At 64.5% G+C, this 16,903-nt stretch carries 19 protein-coding genes; 11 read left to right on the forward strand and 8 right to left on the reverse strand.

Features of this window, described 5'->3' with window-relative positions; all coding sequences use genetic code 11:
* Positions 1-104: 104 nt before the first annotated feature.
* The 11 genes from LLW23_RS12100 to LLW23_RS12150 all read left to right on the forward strand — a co-directional run bounded on the left by LLW23_RS12100 (position 105) and on the right by LLW23_RS12150 (position 11,014).
* Positions 105-1,169 (forward strand): acetylserotonin O-methyltransferase, encoded by a 1,065-nt coding sequence (locus LLW23_RS12100; RefSeq protein ID WP_228945767.1) that lies wholly within the window; start codon positions 105-107, stop codon positions 1,167-1,169.
* Between the two features lie 92 nt (positions 1,170-1,261).
* A complete protein-coding gene (bchC, locus tag LLW23_RS12105) occupies positions 1,262-2,188 on the forward strand; it encodes a chlorophyll synthesis pathway protein BchC (RefSeq protein WP_228945768.1) in 927 nt (308 codons plus the stop codon).
* Complete coding sequence (locus LLW23_RS12110) at positions 2,185-3,168, forward strand: chlorophyllide a reductase iron protein subunit X (protein WP_228945769.1); 984 nt, start codon at positions 2,185-2,187, stop codon at positions 3,166-3,168. The genes bchC and LLW23_RS12110 overlap by 4 nt, the downstream gene beginning before the upstream one ends.
* Before the next feature lie 183 nt (positions 3,169-3,351).
* Positions 3,352-4,695 carry a chlorophyllide a reductase subunit Y gene (gene bchY, locus LLW23_RS12115; protein ID WP_228948570.1) on the forward strand — a complete coding sequence of 448 codons (1,344 nt, stop codon included), beginning with the start codon at positions 3,352-3,354 and terminating at the stop codon, positions 4,693-4,695.
* Complete coding sequence (bchZ, locus tag LLW23_RS12120) at positions 4,692-6,137, forward strand: chlorophyllide a reductase subunit Z (RefSeq protein WP_228945770.1); 1,446 nt, start codon at positions 4,692-4,694, stop codon at positions 6,135-6,137. Before bchY ends, bchZ begins: the two co-directional genes overlap by 4 nt.
* Before the next feature lie 136 nt (positions 6,138-6,273).
* The gene (gene pufB, locus LLW23_RS12125; protein WP_228945771.1) at positions 6,274-6,438 is read left to right on the forward strand and encodes a light-harvesting antenna LH1, beta subunit; all 165 of its coding nucleotides are present in this window, start codon (positions 6,274-6,276) and stop codon (positions 6,436-6,438) included.
* Positions 6,439-6,479: 41 nt separating this feature from the next.
* Complete coding sequence (gene pufA, locus LLW23_RS12130) at positions 6,480-6,659, forward strand: light-harvesting antenna LH1, alpha subunit (protein ID WP_228945772.1); 180 nt, start codon at positions 6,480-6,482, stop codon at positions 6,657-6,659.
* 123 nt (positions 6,660-6,782) lie between these two features.
* Complete coding sequence (pufL, locus tag LLW23_RS12135; protein WP_228945773.1) at positions 6,783-7,607, forward strand: photosynthetic reaction center subunit L; 825 nt, start codon at positions 6,783-6,785, stop codon at positions 7,605-7,607.
* A gap of 14 nt (positions 7,608-7,621) precedes the next feature.
* Complete coding sequence (pufM, locus tag LLW23_RS12140; RefSeq protein WP_228945774.1) at positions 7,622-8,596, forward strand: photosynthetic reaction center subunit M; 975 nt, start codon at positions 7,622-7,624, stop codon at positions 8,594-8,596.
* Entirely contained in the window at positions 8,593-9,708 is a 1,116-nt protein-coding gene (gene pufC / locus LLW23_RS12145) for a photosynthetic reaction center cytochrome PufC (protein WP_228945775.1), read from the forward strand. The genes pufM and pufC overlap by 4 nt, the downstream gene beginning before the upstream one ends.
* Positions 9,709-9,763: 55 nt before the next feature.
* Positions 9,764-11,014: a DUF3422 family protein gene (locus tag LLW23_RS12150; RefSeq protein ID WP_228945776.1), complete on the forward strand. Its 1,251-nt coding sequence runs from the start codon at positions 9,764-9,766 to the stop codon at positions 11,012-11,014.
* A gap of 59 nt (positions 11,015-11,073) precedes the next feature.
* On the opposite strand, the gene LLW23_RS12155 is transcribed toward LLW23_RS12150, so the two are convergent.
* From LLW23_RS12155 to puhA, 8 genes are all read right to left on the reverse strand, one after another.
* Positions 11,074-11,571 (reverse strand): GNAT family N-acetyltransferase, encoded by a 498-nt coding sequence (locus LLW23_RS12155; protein WP_228945777.1) that lies wholly within the window; start codon positions 11,569-11,571, stop codon positions 11,074-11,076.
* A gap of 66 nt (positions 11,572-11,637) precedes the next feature.
* Complete coding sequence (gene hemA, locus LLW23_RS12160; RefSeq protein ID WP_228945778.1) at positions 11,638-12,861, reverse strand: 5-aminolevulinate synthase; 1,224 nt, start codon at positions 12,859-12,861, stop codon at positions 11,638-11,640.
* A 13-nt stretch (positions 12,862-12,874) separates the two neighbouring features.
* Positions 12,875-13,660 (reverse strand): putative photosynthetic complex assembly protein PuhE, encoded by a 786-nt coding sequence (gene puhE / locus LLW23_RS12165; protein ID WP_228945779.1) that lies wholly within the window; start codon positions 13,658-13,660, stop codon positions 12,875-12,877.
* Complete coding sequence (gene acsF, locus LLW23_RS12170) at positions 13,657-14,709, reverse strand: magnesium-protoporphyrin IX monomethyl ester (oxidative) cyclase (protein WP_228945780.1); 1,053 nt, start codon at positions 14,707-14,709, stop codon at positions 13,657-13,659. The genes puhE and acsF overlap by 4 nt, the downstream gene beginning before the upstream one ends.
* A complete protein-coding gene (locus tag LLW23_RS12175) occupies positions 14,706-15,002 on the reverse strand; it encodes a hypothetical protein (protein ID WP_228945781.1) in 297 nt (98 codons plus the stop codon). Before LLW23_RS12175 ends, acsF begins: the two co-directional genes overlap by 4 nt.
* Positions 14,999-15,499: a photosynthetic complex assembly protein PuhC gene (gene puhC / locus LLW23_RS12180; protein ID WP_228945782.1), complete on the reverse strand. Its 501-nt coding sequence runs from the start codon at positions 15,497-15,499 to the stop codon at positions 14,999-15,001. The genes LLW23_RS12175 and puhC overlap by 4 nt, the downstream gene beginning before the upstream one ends.
* Positions 15,496-16,131, reverse strand: a complete 636-nt coding sequence (gene puhB / locus LLW23_RS12185) for a photosynthetic complex putative assembly protein PuhB (RefSeq protein WP_228945783.1) — start codon at positions 16,129-16,131, stop codon at positions 15,496-15,498. Before puhB ends, puhC begins: the two co-directional genes overlap by 4 nt.
* Positions 16,128-16,895 carry a photosynthetic reaction center subunit H gene (gene puhA, locus LLW23_RS12190; protein ID WP_228945784.1) on the reverse strand — a complete coding sequence of 256 codons (768 nt, stop codon included), beginning with the start codon at positions 16,893-16,895 and terminating at the stop codon, positions 16,128-16,130. The genes puhB and puhA overlap by 4 nt, the downstream gene beginning before the upstream one ends.
* Positions 16,896-16,903: the final 8 nt, after the last annotated feature.

A 16,903-nucleotide genomic window follows, 5' to 3' on the forward strand; every position in this document is an offset into this window, starting at 1 on the left:
CGATTGACAGTAGGCTACCACGTGTCCAGAAAAGTAGACACATGGTTTCGTCCAATACCAAAGATTTCGGTTGGCGACACCGTTGGATCGGATGGCGCAACAGTGTGCTTGCATCGCCCCGCTTTCACAAATGGGTCACGCGCTTCCCGCTCACCCGCCCGCTCGCCCGCCGCCGCGCCGGAGCGCTGTTCGATCTGGTCGCCGGGTTCACCTACTCACAGATCCTGGCCGCCTGCATCGATTCCGGGCTGTTCGACGTACTAGCCGAGGGGCCGCAGGATACTGCCGCAATCGCCAAGCGCATCGATCTGCCGGTCGCAGGCGCCGAGCGGCTGCTGCGCGGGGCTGCGGCGCTGGATCTGGTCGAGGCGGTTGGCGAGCACTGGATGCTGGGCAGCGGCGGCGCGTCGCTCCGGGGTAACCGCGGCATCGGGGAGATGGTCGCGCATCACCGCCTGCTCTACGCCGACTTAGCCGATCCGCTGGCGCTGCTGCGGCGTGGGGGAGGGGGCGGCGCGCTGTCAGGCCTATGGCACTATGCAGAGGCTTCCGGCACGGGAGATGCCACTGCGGTAGCCGCCTATTCGGCACTGATGGCAGCGTCGCAGCCGATGGTCGCGACTCAGGCAATCGACGCCTACCCTTTTGATAAACATCGTAAACTGCTCGACGTTGGCGGCGGGGAGGGGGCCTTCCTGACGGCGGTCGGCGCGCGCGTTCCCAAGCTGGAGCTTGGGCTGTTCGACCTGCCGGCCGTCGCGGAGCGTGCCCGGACGCGGTTCGACTCGGCCGGCCTGGGCGAACGAACGACCGCGCATGGTGGTGACTTCCTCCGCGATTCTTTGCCGCGCGGCTACGACATCATCTCGCTGATTCGTGTCCTACACGATCATGACGATGGCCCCGCCATGGCCTTGCTCCGCAATATCCACACCGCGCTTCCGCACGGCGGTACGTTGTTCATTGCCGAGCCGATGGCGCAGACGCCGGGGGCCGAATCGGTGGGGGATGCCTATTTCGGCTTTTACCTGTTGGCGATGGGCTCAGGTCGGCCGCGCAGCCGCGAAGAGATTTCCGCAATGCTGCGCGAAGCCGGCTTCTCCCGGCCCCGTCATCTCCACACGGCGATGCCGCTCACCGCCAGCGCGATCGTCGCATCGCGGACATAAGTGTCCAAACAAGTTGACAACCCAAACCGTCCAGATACTAATACAGATGCGAAGGGGGCCTATTCCGACCCGCCGCTAGAGAGGACGAGCGCATGGATGCGGTCGCAGTCATATTGGAGGCGCCTGAACGCCTCGCACTGCGCACGCTGACGCTGTCTCCGATGGCTGCCAGCGATGTCCGGGTCGAGATCGACTGGAGCGGTGTTTCCTCGGGAACCGAGAAACTGCTGTGGACCGGTCGGATGCCGAACTTCCCCGGCATGGGTTACCCGCTGGTTCCCGGATACGAATCGATCGGCCGGATCGTCGATGCCGGCGCCGATGCGCGTGGCCGGATCGGCGAATGGGTGTTCGTGCCCGGCGCCGATTGTTATCGCGACGCCCGCGGCCTGTTCGGTGGCACGTCTCGCTACGTCAACTTGCCCCAGGCCCGTGCAATCCCGATCCGCGAGTCACTAGGGCGCGACGGCATTCTGATCGCGCTCGCTGCGACCGCCCATCACGCAATCGCTGCTGGCGGTGTGCCCGATCTGGTGATCGGGCACGGCATCCTCGGGCGATTGATCGCACGGATCGCGATCGCGACCGGCGGTGACGCCCCCGCGGTATGGGAAACCAATCCCGCCCGGCGCGATGGCTTCGGCTATCCAGTTATCGATCCCGCCGCCGACGAACGCCGCAACTATGCCGCGATCTGCGACGCGAGCGGCGCACCGGACGTTCTCGACATAGCCTTCGCCCGGCTCGCCAAAGGTGGCGAAGTGGTGCTGGCGGGCTTCTACGATCGCCTATCTTTCGCGTTCCCGGCCGCTTTCATGCGCGAGGCGCGGGTGCGCATCGCCGCAGAGTTCACGCCGGCGGACATCGCTGCGGTGATCGAGCTCCTCGATATCGGTGTGCTCGAACTCGACGGGTTGATCAGCCATGTGCGCCCCGCCGCCGAAGCCGTCGATGCTTATCCGCAGGCGTTCACCGACCCCGACTGTCTGAAGATGGTTCTCGACTGGAGAGAAATATGAGCATGCTCGATCCGGGTCCACTGCGCGAGGAAGCGTCGTGGGAACCCGATCCCGTGCCATCGGGGCCCATCACCAAAGAAACCCAGATCATCGCGATCTACGGCAAGGGCGGGTCCGGCAAGTCGTTCGCGCTAGCCAATCTCAGCTACATGATGGCGCAGCAAGGCAAGCGCGTTCTGCTGATCGGTTGTGACCCGAAGAGCGACACGACGTCGCTGCTGTTCGGCGGCAAATCGACCCCAACGATCATCGAAACCAGCTCGAAGAAGAAGCTGGCTGGCGAAGAAATCAGCATCGGAGATGTCTGCTTCCAGCGCGATGGTGTGTTCGCGATGGAATTGGGCGGGCCCGAGGTCGGTCGCGGCTGCGGCGGCCGCGGCATCATCCACGGCTTCGAGACGCTCGAGAAGCTCGGCTTCCACGAATGGGGCTTCGATTACGTCCTGCTCGATTTCCTGGGTGACGTGGTGTGCGGTGGCTTCGGCCTGCCGATCGCGCGTGATATGTGCCAGAAGGTCATCGTCGTCGCGTCGAACGATCTGCAATCGCTCTACGTCGCGAACAACGTCTGCAAGGCGGTCGAATATTTCCGCAAGATGGGCGGAAACGTCGGCGTCGCTGGGATGATCCTGAACAAGGACGACGGGACGGGCGAGGCCAACGCCTTTGCCGAAGCCGTCGGCATTCCGGTGCTCTGCGCGATCCCCGCAAACGAGGATATCCGCAAGAAGAGCGCGAACTATCAGATCATCGGCAAGCCCGGTGGCCAGTGGGCGTCGCTGTTCGAGGAGCTCGCCGTCAATGTTGCGGAGGCACCGCCGCTGCGGCCGACTCCGCTCGATCAGGATGGCTTGCTGAACCTGTTCAGCGCCGACATCACCGGCGCAGACTACACGCTGCGGCCAGCCACCCAGGCCGACATGCGCGGCGCGGAATATGTCGCCAAGCCGAGCCTCGAAATCGTGTACGACGAGGTCTGACGGGTGACCATCGACACCCTTCCTCGCGATCGCGATCGGATCGACCTGGCGGCGCCCGCAGCTGAAGGCGGCTGCTCGTCGGGCGAAACGCTCCGGACGGCAGCGATCGAGGCGGGCAAATCCGAAATCCTCGACCGCTACGCCGCCGATTATCCCAAAGGCCCGCACGATCAGCCGCAATCCATGTGTCCGGCGTTCGGATCCTTGCGCGTTGGCTTGCGGATGCGCCGCACCGCGACGGTGCTCTCGGGATCGGCCTGCTGCGTTTATGGCCTGACGTTCACGGCGCATTTCTACGGCGCCAAGCGCAGCGTCGGCTACGTGCCGTTCAGCTCCGAAACGCTCGTCACCGGCAAGCTGTTCGAAGACATCCGCGATGCGGTCCATGATCTGGCCGACCCGGCACTCTATGATACGATCGTTGTCACCAACCTGTGCGTGCCGACCGCCAGTGGCGTGCCGCTGCAGTTGCTGCCCGATCAGATCAACGGCGTCCGGGTGATCGGCATCGATGTGCCGGGCTTTGGTGTGCCGACGCATGCCGAGGCGAAGGACGTACTTGCCGGCGCGATGCTCGCCTATGCGCGCAAGGAGGCCGAAGTCGGCCCGGTCGCGGCGCCAGCGACACGTGTCGATCGCCCGACGGTCACGTTGCTGGGCGAGATGTTCCCCGCCGACCCACCCGGCATCGGGCTGCTGCTCGAGCCTCTGGGTCTGGCCGCTGGTCCTGTCGTGCCGACGCGCGAGTGGCGCGAACTGTATTCGGCGCTCGATTGCGCGGTCGTCGGTGCGATCCACCCGTTCTACACCGCCAGCATCCGCGAGTTTGAAGCCGCTGGTCGCAGCATTGTCGGCTCGGCGCCGGTCGGTGCGGATGGCACCGCGGCCTGGCTCGATGCGATCGGCGCGGCTTGCGGCGTCGCCCAGCATCAGGTCGATCTCGCCAAGAACCGCTTCATCCCGGCGATCCGTAGCGCGCTCGCCGCCAAGCCGATCGCCGGCCGGATCACGGTATCTGGTTATGAAGGCTCCGAACTGCTCGTCGCGCGGCTGCTGATCGAAAGTGGCGCGGACGTGCCCTATGTCGGCACCGCGTGCCCGCGCACCAAATGGTCCGATCCCGATCGTGAATGGCTCGAGTCCAAGGGCTGCCGCGTGCAATACCGCGCCAGCCTCGAACAGGACATCGCCGCGATCAGCGAGTTCGGCCCCGATTTGGCGATCGGCACCACGCCGGTCGTTCAACACGCCAAGCAGAAGTCGCTCCCGGCACTGTACTTCACGAACCTGATTTCGGCGCGGCCGCTGATGGGCGCGGCAGGAGCGGGCAGCCTGGCAACGGTCGTCAACGCTGCGCTCGGCAACCAGCACCGCTTCGACAAGATGACTGCCTTTTTCGAAGGCGTCGGCCGCGGCCCGACCGCTGGCGTATGGGAAAATACCCCGGTCGATCGCCCGGAATACAAGGCCAAATTCGCAGCCAAGCGCATCGCTGCCGCGAAGGCCGAAGAGCATATCGGCACATGACCCTCATCATCGATCACGACCGCGCGGGTGGTTATTGGGGCGCGGTCTACGCGTTCACCGCCATCAAGGGTCTGCAGGTCATCATCGACGGCCCGGTCGGCTGCGAGAACCTGCCGGTCACTTCGGTGCTGCACTATACCGATGGCTTGCCGCCGCACGAGCTGCCGATTGTCGTCACTGGCCTCGGCGAACAGGAGCTCGGCCGCGACGGCACCGAAGGCGCCATGAAGCGTGCCTGGGCGACGCTCGATCCCGATCTGCCTGCGGTGGTCGTCACCGGCTCTATCGCCGAGATGATCGGCGGCGGCGTGACGCCCGAGGGCACGAATATCCAGCGCTTCCTGCCGCGAACGATCGACGAGGATCAATGGCAGTCGGGCGACCGTGCCTTGACGTGGCTGTGGACCCAGTTCGGGCCGAAGAAGGTGCCGGCGCTCAAGGCGCTGCGTGAAGGCGAACGCCCGCGCGTCAACATCATCGGCCCAATGTACGGCACGTTCAACATGCCGTCGGATCTGGCGGAGATCCGCCGGTTGATCGAGGGCATCGGCGCCGAGGTCAACATGGCCTTCCCTCTTGGCAGCCACCTCGCCGACGTCAAGAAGCTCGCCAACGCGCAGGTCAATGTCTGCATGTATCGCGAATTCGGCCGCGGGCTGTGCGAAGCGCTCGAACGCCCGTATCTCCAGGCACCGATCGGGCTCGAAAGCACAACGCTGTTCCTGCGCAAGTTGGGCGAGCTGACCGGCCTCGATCCCGAGCCGTTCATCGAGCGCGAGAAGCATACCACCATCAAGCCGCTGTGGGATCTGTGGCGCTCGGTCACGCAGGATTTCTTCGGCACCGCGAGCTTCGGCATCGTCGCGACCGACACCTATGCGCGCGGCATCCGCAAGTTCCTCGAAGACGACATGGGCCTGCCCTGCAACTTCGCGGTGTCGCGCTGCGCGGGGGCGAAGTCGGACAATCAGTCGATCAAGGACATGATCGCCACCAACCCGCCGCTGGTGCTGTTCGGCAGCTTCAACGAGCGCATGTACATGGCCGAGGCAGGCGGGCGCAGCGTCTATATCCCCGCCAGCTTCCCCGGCGCGGTGATCCGCCGCCACACCGGCACGCCGTTCATGGGCTATGCCGGCGCGACCTATCTGATCCAGGAAGTGTGCAACGCGCTGTTCGACGCGCTCTTCCATATCCTGCCGCTCGCCGGCCAGCTCGATAAGGCCGAGCCGACGCTGGCGCGGCTCGAGCGTGAATTGCTGTGGGAGGAAGCCGCCAAGTCCGAGCTCGATGCCGTCGTCGAGCGCGAACCGGTGCTGGTCCGCATTTCCGCTGCCAAGCGTATCCGCGACGCCGCCGAGCGTGCCGCGCGGCGCGCCGGCGAGCCATCCGTCACCACCCAGCGCCTAGCGCTGGCGATCACCGAAAGCCGCCGGCCATGAGCCGCGGCAAGACCATTTCGTTCGAGCCATCGCGGTTCGGGCGGATCAACCATCCCGTGGGCATCACGCCCGCGCGGATACCCACGGGGAGCGCGCTTCACGCTCCTGTCCTCGTCGGGGAAAACGGAGACGTGAAATGAGCGATGTAAGACACACTGACGAGCGGATGGGGCCAGGAAACTACCTGACCGCCGAAGAAGCCAAGGAGTTCCACAAGATCTTCATGAGCAGCTTCATTTTGTTCACACTGGTCGCGGTTGGCGCGCATATTCTGGTGTGGCTGTGGCGCCCTTGGCTCTGATCGACTGAAACTTCCGGCCCTCAATAAAAAGGAACCACATCATGTGGAGAGTCTGGCTCATATTTGACCCGCGTCGTTCGCTGGTCGCGCTGTTCATTTTCCTGTTCGTATTGGCACTGCTGATTCACTTCATCCTGCTCAGCACGAACAAGTTCAATTGGCTTGATGGTCCGCGCACCGCACCGGTTGCGGCGACGGCTCCTGCTACGACGGGTACCTGAACGGTCCTGGACGAGCGATTTCGAGTGGGTGGGTCTGGCTTTCGACGCCGGACCACCCGCTCGGGATGGAGATAATTTTGAAAAGGCGATCCGCTGCCTGCGCGGCGATCGAGGGGTGTGGGCATGGCACTGCTGAGCTTCGAACGAAAATATCGAGTCAGGGGTGGCACGCTGCTCGGCGGCGACCTCTTCGACTTCTGGGTCGGCCCGTTCTACGTCGGGTTCTTCGGAGTCATCGCCGCGATCACCGCCTCGCTGGGCACCGCGCTGATCTTCTATGCGGCCTCGCTGGGAGATACGTGGAACCCCTGGCTGATCAACATCGCCCCACCTGACATCAGTTACGGTCTGGGGCTGGCGCCGCTCCGCGAGGGCGGCCTTTGGCAAATCATCACAGTCTGTGCGATCGCGGCGTTCTCGTCCTGGGCATTGCGTCAGGTCGAGATCAGTCGGAAGCTAGGCATGGGGTATCACGTGCCCTTCGCCTACGCGTTCGCGATCTTCGCCTACGTCAGCCTGGTGGTGATCCGCCCTGTAATGATGGGTGCCTGGGGCTTCGGCTTTCCCTACGGCATCTTCAGTCATCTCGATTGGGTGTCGAACACCGGCTACCAATATCTGCATTTCCACTACAATCCCGCACATATGCTGGCGGTTAGCTTCTTCTTCGTGACGGGCGGGGCGCTTGCCTTCCACGGCGCGCTGGTGCTGTCTTCGGTCAATCCGCCCAAGGGCGAAGAGGTCAAGTCGCCAGAGTATGAAGACGCCTTCTTCCGCGACACGATCGGCTATTCGATCGGTACGCTCGGCATTCACCGGCTAGGCCTCTTCCTGGCGCTGTCGGCGGGCTTCTGGAGCGCGATCTGCATCATCATCTCCGGCCCGCTATGGACGCGCGGTTGGCCTGAATGGTGGTCGTGGTGGCTCAACCTGCCGATCTGGTCGTAAGAGGGGGATAGGCGATGATACGCTATCAGAATATATTCACGCAGGTTCAGCTGCGCGGCCCGCTGGAAAAGGGGCCGCCGCTGCCCCCCGGCAGCTTCGCCCGCGGCGATCTGAGCACCTACAATTACTGGGCCGGCAAGCTTGGCGCAGCGCAGATCGGGCCGATCTACCTCGGCAAGCTGGGCATCGCCTCGCTGGTATGCGCCTTCCTCGCGTTCGAGATCATCGGGCTGAACATGTGGGCCAGCGTCAACTGGGATCCGATCCAGTTCGCCCGGCAGCTGCCTTGGCTGGCGCTTGAACCGCCAGGACCGGAATGGGGCTTCACGCCGTTCGTGCCACTTGCCGAAGGCGGCTGGTGGCAAATGGCGGGCTTCTTCATGTCGAGCGCGCTGATCCTGTGGTGGCTGCGCACCTTCCGCCGCGCACGCGAGCTCGGAATGGGTAGCCACGTTGCCTGGGCATTCGGCGCCGGCATCTTCCTGATCCTGATCCTCGGCTTCGTCAGGCCGCTGCTGATGGGCAGCTGGGCGGAGGCGGTGCCGTTCGGTATCTTCCCACACCTTGATTGGACTGCGGCTTTCTCGATCCGCTACGGCAATCTCTTCTACAATCCCTTCCACGCTCTCTCGATCGTCTTCCTCTACGGTTCGACGATGCTGTTCGCGATGCACGGCGCGACCGTGCTGGCGACGGGCCGCTATGGCAGTGAGCGCGAAATCGAGCAGATCACCGATCGCGGTACCGCGTTCGAACGTGGCGCCTTGTTCTGGCGCTGGACGATGGGGTTCAACGCCACCGCCGAATCGATCCATCGCTGGGCGTGGTGGTTTGCGGTACTGTGCCCGCTGACCGGCGGGATCGGGATCTTGTTGACCGGAACGGTCGTGGACAATTGGTATCTGTGGGGTGTGATCAATCAGATCGCTCCAAGCTATCCCGATACCGGCGTCATCGATCCTTCCAGCTTGCCGGGAGCGGTGCAATGAGCCGATACGTCACCACAACCGTCGCGGCGGCGGCAGCGACCCTGCTGCTCGCCGGTTGCGAACCTGGCGCCAAGATGTCGACCCAGACCGGCTTTCGCGGCACCGGGCTCGAGCAGATCGTCGACGTCAGCAGCATCAAGGAGGCGACGGCGCTCCCACCGGAGCCGTATCCTCTGCCGCCAGACGGCGGGCCGACCGCTGCGCAGACCTATCAGAACGTGAAGGTTCTCGGCGCGGTAAGCGCCGAGCGTTTCAACCACCTGATGGCGTCGATCACGCAGTGGGTCGCCCCGCCGGAACAGGGCTGCAACTACTGCCACAACCCTGAAAACATGGCGTCCGACGAGAAGTACACCAAGATCGTCGCGCGTCGCATGTTGCAGATGACGCAGACGATCAACTCGCGCTGGTCGAGCCACGTCCAGAAAACCGGCGTGACGTGCTACACGTGCCATGCCGGCAATGCGGTGCCACTCAACGTGTGGGCCGTGGCGCAGAACTCGCTGGGTACTGGCACGATCCGCGGTAACAAGCGTGGCCAGAACACGCCCGATCCGAACGTCGGCTATGCATCTTTGCCGTCGGATCCGTTCGCCGCCTATTTCCAGGGCAAGGGCAACATCCGCGTTGCCTCTGACCAGGCGCTGGCGTCGCCGAACCATGTGGTGTCGATCAAGGATGCCGAGGCGAGCTACGGGCTGATGATGCACGTCAGCACCGCGCTGGGCGTCAATTGCACCTATTGCCACAACAGCCAGTCGTTCCGCGCATGGAACCTCAGCCGCGCGCAACGCGGCACGGCCTATTACGGCATCCGCATGGTCCGCGACGTCAACGAAAATTACATCACGTCTCTGGCATCGGTGTTCCCCGCCAACCGCAAGGGGCCGCAGGGCGATCCGTACAAGGTCAATTGCACGACGTGCCACCAGGGCCTGCCCAAGCCGCTCGGCGGCCGCAGCATGATCGCCCAGGCGCCATCGCTGAAGGGCCCGGACATGCTGACAGCCGCGCCTGAAGTCGGTCCTGCCGAGGCTATCCCGGCCGCGTTCAGAGATCCGTCGTCGATGACGGACAAGACCGAACCGTCGCCGACCGCGACGCAGAAGTGATTGCATCCCGCGCCGCGCCTTGCGGTGGCGGCGCGGGTTCGATCGAAATCGACGCATGATCGCCAACCACGCGCTGCGTTCGGCGATCTCGGATGAAATGCATGTTCGTCGGCTGCCGCGGTTCTCCGCCCCATGCCGAATGATGCAGATCGTGACGGTCGTCGGCGAAAAGGCGGGTGACGCTGCGCGCCGTCATGTCGAGACGCTGGCGCAAACTGGCCGTGTAACGGTGCCGATCGCCAGCAAATACGGTGTGCTCGCGCTCGGTGACGTCACCCTCGTGTGGGAAGGGCATACCGAGTTCGCGAGCTACACGCTGATCCGTAGCGGTGCCTTCGACGAGCCGTTCGATCCCGCTCGCTTCGAGCCGCAACTCACTGCCATCCTCGCCGACATGCCCGGCGATGTCGTACGCGCTACGCAGATCGCCATCATGGCACGTGGCACACCCGATCTGACCCCCGCGCAGCACGAAGCCTGGTTCTCGGCCGAAGGAACCGTCGTCTGCGACGTTGACGACGGCGCGGCGCGCATCGTGTCCGATTTCCGGCTGCATCCCGATGGCTATGGCCGGTTGATCGTGCTTGATCGCGATCTTGCCGGCGACGAGCCGGCACAGCTCGTGCAGCGGCTGCAGGAACTCGGCAACTACCGCAACATGGCGCTGCTCGGGCTGCCACTCGCGCAGCACCTGACGCCGGCGGTGACCGATCTCGAATCTCGTCTGGCCGATCTAACGCGCGCCGTTTCGGAGCGCCGGTCGGAGGACGATCGGCTGCTCGACGAACTCACCTATCTGTCGGCCGAGCTCGCGCGGATGGTCGCTGAGACGCGCTATCGGATGAGCGCCACGCGCGCCTATGCCCAGCTCAGCAGCGATCGGCTGGCGTCGCTCCGGATCGGCCGGGTGCGCGGCAATCAGACGCTGGCCGACTTCACCGAACGCCGGCTCACCCCGGCGGTGCGGACGTGTGAGAGCTTTTCCACCCGGCTCGAGAACCTGTCGCAGCGCGCGGCCTGGACCAGCGAATTGCTGCGCACCCGCATCGATATCGCGCTGGCGAAACAGAATCGCGATCTGCTGACGTCGATGGATCGCCGCACGCACCTGCAGTTGCGTTTGCAGCAGACCGTCGAGGGGCTCTCGGTGGTGGCGATCAGCTACTATCTGATCGCGCTGATCAGCTACGTCCTCCACGCGGTGCCAGGACTGCATCACGAATGGGCAATGGCCATTGCCGTTCCGCTCGTCGTCGCAGGGGTTACCCTGGCGCTGTGGAGCCTTCGTCGTCGCCTGCACGATTAGCCTCGCTACAGGTCAACAGCCCGGTACCACGCACCTCACATGGCGGCGCAAACTTCGCCTTAACCAGAGAAGGCTGGCGCATATTCGACGCGGCCAATCGGCACGTCTCCGCCAGTGAGCGACAATCGCATGAAGTATTCCGGCGGTGCGCCGTCATACCAAAGCCGCGCATCCCGCTCGAACCCGAAGCGGCCATAATAGCCCGGATCACCCAACAAGACACAGCCGGCCGCCCCTAGCGCGCAGAGCCGTTCCAGACCGTCGCGGATCAACGACGACCCAATTCCTTGACGCTGTCGGGCTGGCGTAACGGATATTGGGCCAAGCCCGAACCACCCTCGGTCGACGAAATTGATCGTTACAGGGGAAAAGGCGACGTGACCGACAACCACGGTCCCGTCTTCCGCCACCAGTGAAAGGGTCAAATCACCTGCGGAACGCAGCCGAGACACGATCTGCGCCTCGGTGCCGCTGGCATGCCTGGCACCGGCGAATGCCTCCTGCGTCAAACGCGCGATGGCAGCGTGGTCAGCCTCTTGTTCTGGACGGATCAACATCCGTCCGCCGCAGCGGGGTGGCAATATCCTGCACTTCCAGACCCCGACACGTCGGTAGAGTAGGAATTACGCCGCCATTTCCCGACGCGCGAGCGCGCACTGCGACCAGATTTCGCTGAGCGCGGTGATCAGCCGGTCGATGTCGCCATCGGTATGGACCGGCGAAGGCGTGATGCGCAGCCGCTCGGTGCCCTTGGGGACGGTGGGATAGTTGATCGCTTGAACATAGATGCCGTGATTGTCCATCAGCCAGTCGCTGATCATCTTGGCGTGGTGCGGATCGCCGACCATCACCGGGATGATGTGGCTGGGGTTGGGCAAATGCGGAATGCCCATCGCATCGAGCCGCTGGCGAACGATCTTCACCCGGTTCTGGTGCCGCACACGCTCGATCTGGCTTTCCTTGAGGTGCCGGATTGCTGCGGTCGCGCCGGCCGCAACCGCGGGGGGCAGCGCCGTCGAGAAGATGAAGCCGCTCGCGAAGCTGCGGACGAAATCGCACAGGTTCTTCGAGGCGGTGATATAGCCGCCCATGACGCCGAAGGCCTTGCCCAGCGTCCCCTCGATCACGTCGATGCGGTGCATCAGCCCCAGTGACTCTGCAACGCCGCCGCCGCGCGGCCCGTACAGGCCAACCCCATGGACTTCGTCGATATAGGTCAGCGCGCCGTGCTTCTCGCACACGTCGAGAATCTCCGCGATCGGCGCAATGTCGCCGTCCATCGAATAGACGCTCTCGAACGCGACCAGCTTGGCGCGTCCCGGGGCGACCTGCGACAACAGCTCGTCGAGGTGGGCCACATCATTGTGCCGCCAGCGCTTGCACTCGGCGCGGCTGTGACGAATGCCCTCGATCATCGATGCATGGTTCAGTGCGTCCGACAGCACGATGCAGTCGGGCAGCCGCGAGGCGAGGGTGGAGAGCGCCGCCCAGTTCGAGACATAGCCCGAGGTGAAGATCAGCGCTGCTTCCTTACCGTGAAGGTCAGCCAGTTCGGCCTCGAGCAGCACATGCTGGTGATTGGTGCCCGAGATGTTGCGCGTGCCCCCGGCGCCGGCGCCACAACGGTCGAGCGTCTTGTGCATCGCGTCGAGCACCTTGGGGTGCTGGCCCATGCCGAGATAGTCGTTCGAACACCATACGGTGACGTCCTGGACTTCCCCGTCCTCGGTCCAGCGCTTGGCGTGCGGGAAGTTGCCGGCCTGGCGCTCGAGCTCTGCAAAAACACGGTAGTTTCCCGCGTCGCGCAATTCGCCCAGCTGCTCCGTGAAGACCGCTTCGTAGTTCATAACCCTCTCCCGCTCATTCGCTGACGGCGGCTTCTGCCGCCCTGTTATTGTTGTTGTTCGATGCCCACCGGAACATCTTTGCATCACGCATCGGCAGGACGAGGAACAGATGCTCGACCACCCCGAGCACCGCCAGCCCCGCAAGCAATGTCCCGCTCGCCGCTGCGCCGCTGCCCGCCGGGGCAGCTTCCGCCGCCGTCCACGCCCACACCGCAAGCGCGCTGCTGCCTACGATCGAAAACGGAAATAGCGCGTTCATCGCGCGCGTGCGGAAATAGCTCTTGAGATAGGCGAGATGCTCGGGGAACACCTCGTCGCTCAGATTCGGCACGCCCAGGTACAGGTTGAACTTGGCAGACAGCCGCAGCACGAACAGCAGCAGGAAGGTCAGCGGCGCCGTCTGGTTGGGCTGCCCCCAGGTGATCGCGAACAGCAGCAACGCGGTTGCCGCGATGGCCAGCTCGTGATGGATAACGGTCGCGGTCGCGGCCTTGAACCGCGTCCAGCCCACCGCTCCGGGTGGGCAAGGCAAGCGGTTCGGCCCGGCGACCTCGCCCATCAGGAAGCTCATCTCGTGCCAGCCCCAGATCACGATCGCCGCGCCGAAGCCGAGATACGCGCCGCTCGCGCTCACGCTGTCCGCGTGCGCCCAAACCAGCACCATCGCGATCACCGCGACGACCGCGGAAACGATAAGGCTGGTGCGGAACGTGGCGCGCGGGCGGCTGTCGAGCCACACGACGGCGGCCGTACCGACGAACCACATCAGCAGCGCGAACAGGAGCGGCGGCAGGCTCACCAGGCCGGGACCATCCGGACGGTGGCGGGCGCTTCGTTGCGCTTCACCGGCGTCAGGTAGAGCCGCGCGAAGGCGACTGCTGCCGCCCCCATAAGGCCGACACGTTTGATGCCGCCAACGATCCCGCCTTGCTTCGTTGCGGTGTCGATCGCCCCTGCGATACCCCGCATCCGCTCCAGTCCGCGCGCGAAGCGGGGGCTGTCGGTGTCGAGCACCACCGGGAACACCTGACGCGTGATCTCCGAGCAGATCGTGAACACGCGCCGATCATATTCGGTCGGATCGATGCCGAGCGCCTTGTGAAACGCAGGCCGGTTGTGATCGCGCACGTACATCGTCGCGTACACCGCCACGAGGAAGAAGCGGATCCACAATTTGTTGATGCCGGTCAGCAGCTTGGGATCGGTGCGCATCAGGATCGCGAAGGCGTCACCGTGCCGGAACTCGTCGTTGCACCACAGTTCGAACCAGTTGAAGATCGGGTGGAAGCGAAGTTCCGGGTGCCGCGCCAGATGGCGGAAGATCGTGATGTAGCGCGCATAGCCGATCTTCTCGCTCAGATAGGTCGCGTAGAAGATGAACTTCGGCCGGAAGTACGTGTATTTCTTGGTCCGCGTCAGAAAGCCCAGGTCGATCCCGATCCCGGCATCCTTCAGCGTATCGTTGATGAAGCCGGCGTGACGGCTCTCGTCGCGGCTCATCAGCTTGAACAATTGCTTGATATCGGGGTTCTTCACCCGCTTGGCGATCTCGGCGTAGAGGATGCAGCCCGAGAATTCCGCCGTCAACGAGCTGACGAGGAAGTCGGTGAATTCCTCGCGCAGGCCATCGGGCAGGCTCTCAATCACGCCGTCGAACGCTTCCGTCCGCTTGAAGTGGAGCCGGTTAGGATCGTCCACCATTTCGCCGATCAGCGCGTCCCATTCGTGGCGCACCGGCGACACGTCGATCCGGTCCATCGCGGCGAAATCGGTCGTGTAGAAGCGCGGCGATAGCACCGTGTCTTCGCGCGCGATCGCCATCGGATCGATCTTGCTGAAGGCGTTCATACCGTGGTCCGATCCGAAAAACTGACTTCGTAGAGCTCCGCCATCTCAAAATGGCCGGCGAACTTGGTCCACAGCCGCTCGACCGTGCTGGCGCGCTCGACCGTGGCGATGCGATTCTCGACGCGGCGCTCGCCGAAACCGACGCGGATCGGTGCGCCATGAACACGCACGCGGTCGCCAGGGCCGACTTCATAGTCGTTCGCCAGCACCACATTCGCGCGGCAATATTCGTCGCTGACTTCGACCTCGACCCGGCAGGCCGTGTCGAACGAGGTGCGGCGCAGCGCGATCATCGAGCCACGCTCGCGGTGGTGGTGACGGTTTTGGGCAGCAGCGCAGCGAAGGCGGCGCGATTGCTCGATCCGAATGCGGTCATCTCGATCGAGCGGCCCGTGGCGGTGTCGGTCAGCGAAAGTTGGCCGTCGCGCCACGCGGTGAGCGTGAAAGGGGGCTGATTGCCGACGCCATGCATCCGCCGTTCGCGCGCAAGGCCGCGCATTACGCCACGGATGAAGCCGGTCTCTTCGCCCGGCTCGATCACCGATGCGATGGTGTTGCTGCCGACGTCCTGGATCACGACTGCCCCGTCGGCGCGGTCGAAGAACCGTAGCGTGCGGGTGGCAACAGGCTGGATATTTGCTTCTGCGCGCATCGCGGCCGGCGATGCGGCAGGTGGTATGCCGGCGACCCGGACGATCAGTGCCGAGCCGAACGCGAAGGCTACCAAGGCGCCGGCGAGGATCAGCGTGCCACGTGGCAGCATCTCTGGCTGGCGGCGAGCGGTGTTCATGCTGCCTGGGCTCCTAAAAAGGACGGCATCGATGGGTGCGCCGTCTCCGGAACCACCGTAAGCCCGGCAGGATTAACCGCAAGGCAGGTTCGCGCGATCAGCGCGGCAACCGCCGTCGCGTCCGGTACCGAGCGCAGCATCGGCCGCGGGCGGTTGATCCGGTAGGGCTGCGCATGCGGCCACAGCGCGAGATAACCGATCGTCGGCGTACCCGTCAGCGTCAGTGGGACATCGCCAGTGCCACCGTCACGCGCGGCGAGGTCGACCGAGCCGATCGTCACCAGCGGCAGGTTGATGCACTTGGGGACGGCCATGCCGATGCGCAGCACGATCCGCCGGTTGGTCAGCGTGTAGATCGTCGTCCGTGCCGAGCCCCATGCCAGCAGATGCAACAACGCAACCCCGACTACGCCGAGCGTGAAGGTCATCACCACGCCGGTATAGCCGCTGCCGGTCAGCGAGAAGCCCGCGGCGATCGCCGACAGGACGACGAAGTAACCGGCAACGAGCCGCGTATGAAACGCCGTTCGCGCCAGCATGCGCCAGTCAGGCGATCCCTGCCAGATGATGCGTTCGCCCGGTGGCAGCAGACCGGGCAGGCCGCGGATTGGTTCGTTCGCATATTCGGTCACAGGATTGGCTCCTGCCGGCTGGCGTTGGCGTAAAGATAACCGCCGCCGAAGTAAGCCTGGACGCGCTCTTCTTCGTACAGCGTGATCTGGTCGACCGCGTCGAGCCGCGGCACGCCGGCGAAGTCCGCCGCATTCAGCGCATCGACGACGACACGGCGCTTGCCGCGTTCGACCCGTGCCATGAAGATCGGCACCAGCGCTGGCGCGCCTTCCCCGGCGAGCTGCATGTAGCGGACCAGCCGGTCGGACTTGTCGATCCACAGCTCAGCGACCGTGCCGGCGACCGCGCCGTCGGCGCCGATGATCGGCCAGCCGATCAGCGTCGGATCAGGCGAGGCGATAGTGAAATCGGCCGCGATGCTCAGCGGCACGATGCGCGGATGGCCTTCCATGTCGATGTCGGGGCGTTTGGCGCGGTTCGCCCAGGCCGCCGGTCCGATGCCGTCGACCAGCGGATTGCCGGTGGGGGCGTAAGGCGCACCGGCGAAACGATCGGTCATCCGAGCAGCGATTTTGTACGGATCGCGGCCGCCGGTCGGCGCGGTCACGGTGCCGTGACCAAAGGGCAGCAGGAACGACTTCGTCGACGCGGTCGACAGGACGCCGCCAGGGCGCCGGATCTGCCCCGTCATTTCCTCTTCGAGCGGATAGCCTTCTCGGCGGTCTTCGCGGCGCAGGTAAAAAACCAGTCCTACGAAAAAGAGAACGAACGCCCAGAAAACAAGCAGGGCGACATCGATGCCAGGGGTCAGATCAGGATGCATGACGTGCC

This window comes from Sphingomonas radiodurans (assembly GCF_020866845.1).
GTDB classification, from domain to species: domain Bacteria; phylum Pseudomonadota; class Alphaproteobacteria; order Sphingomonadales; family Sphingomonadaceae; genus Sphingomonas; species Sphingomonas radiodurans.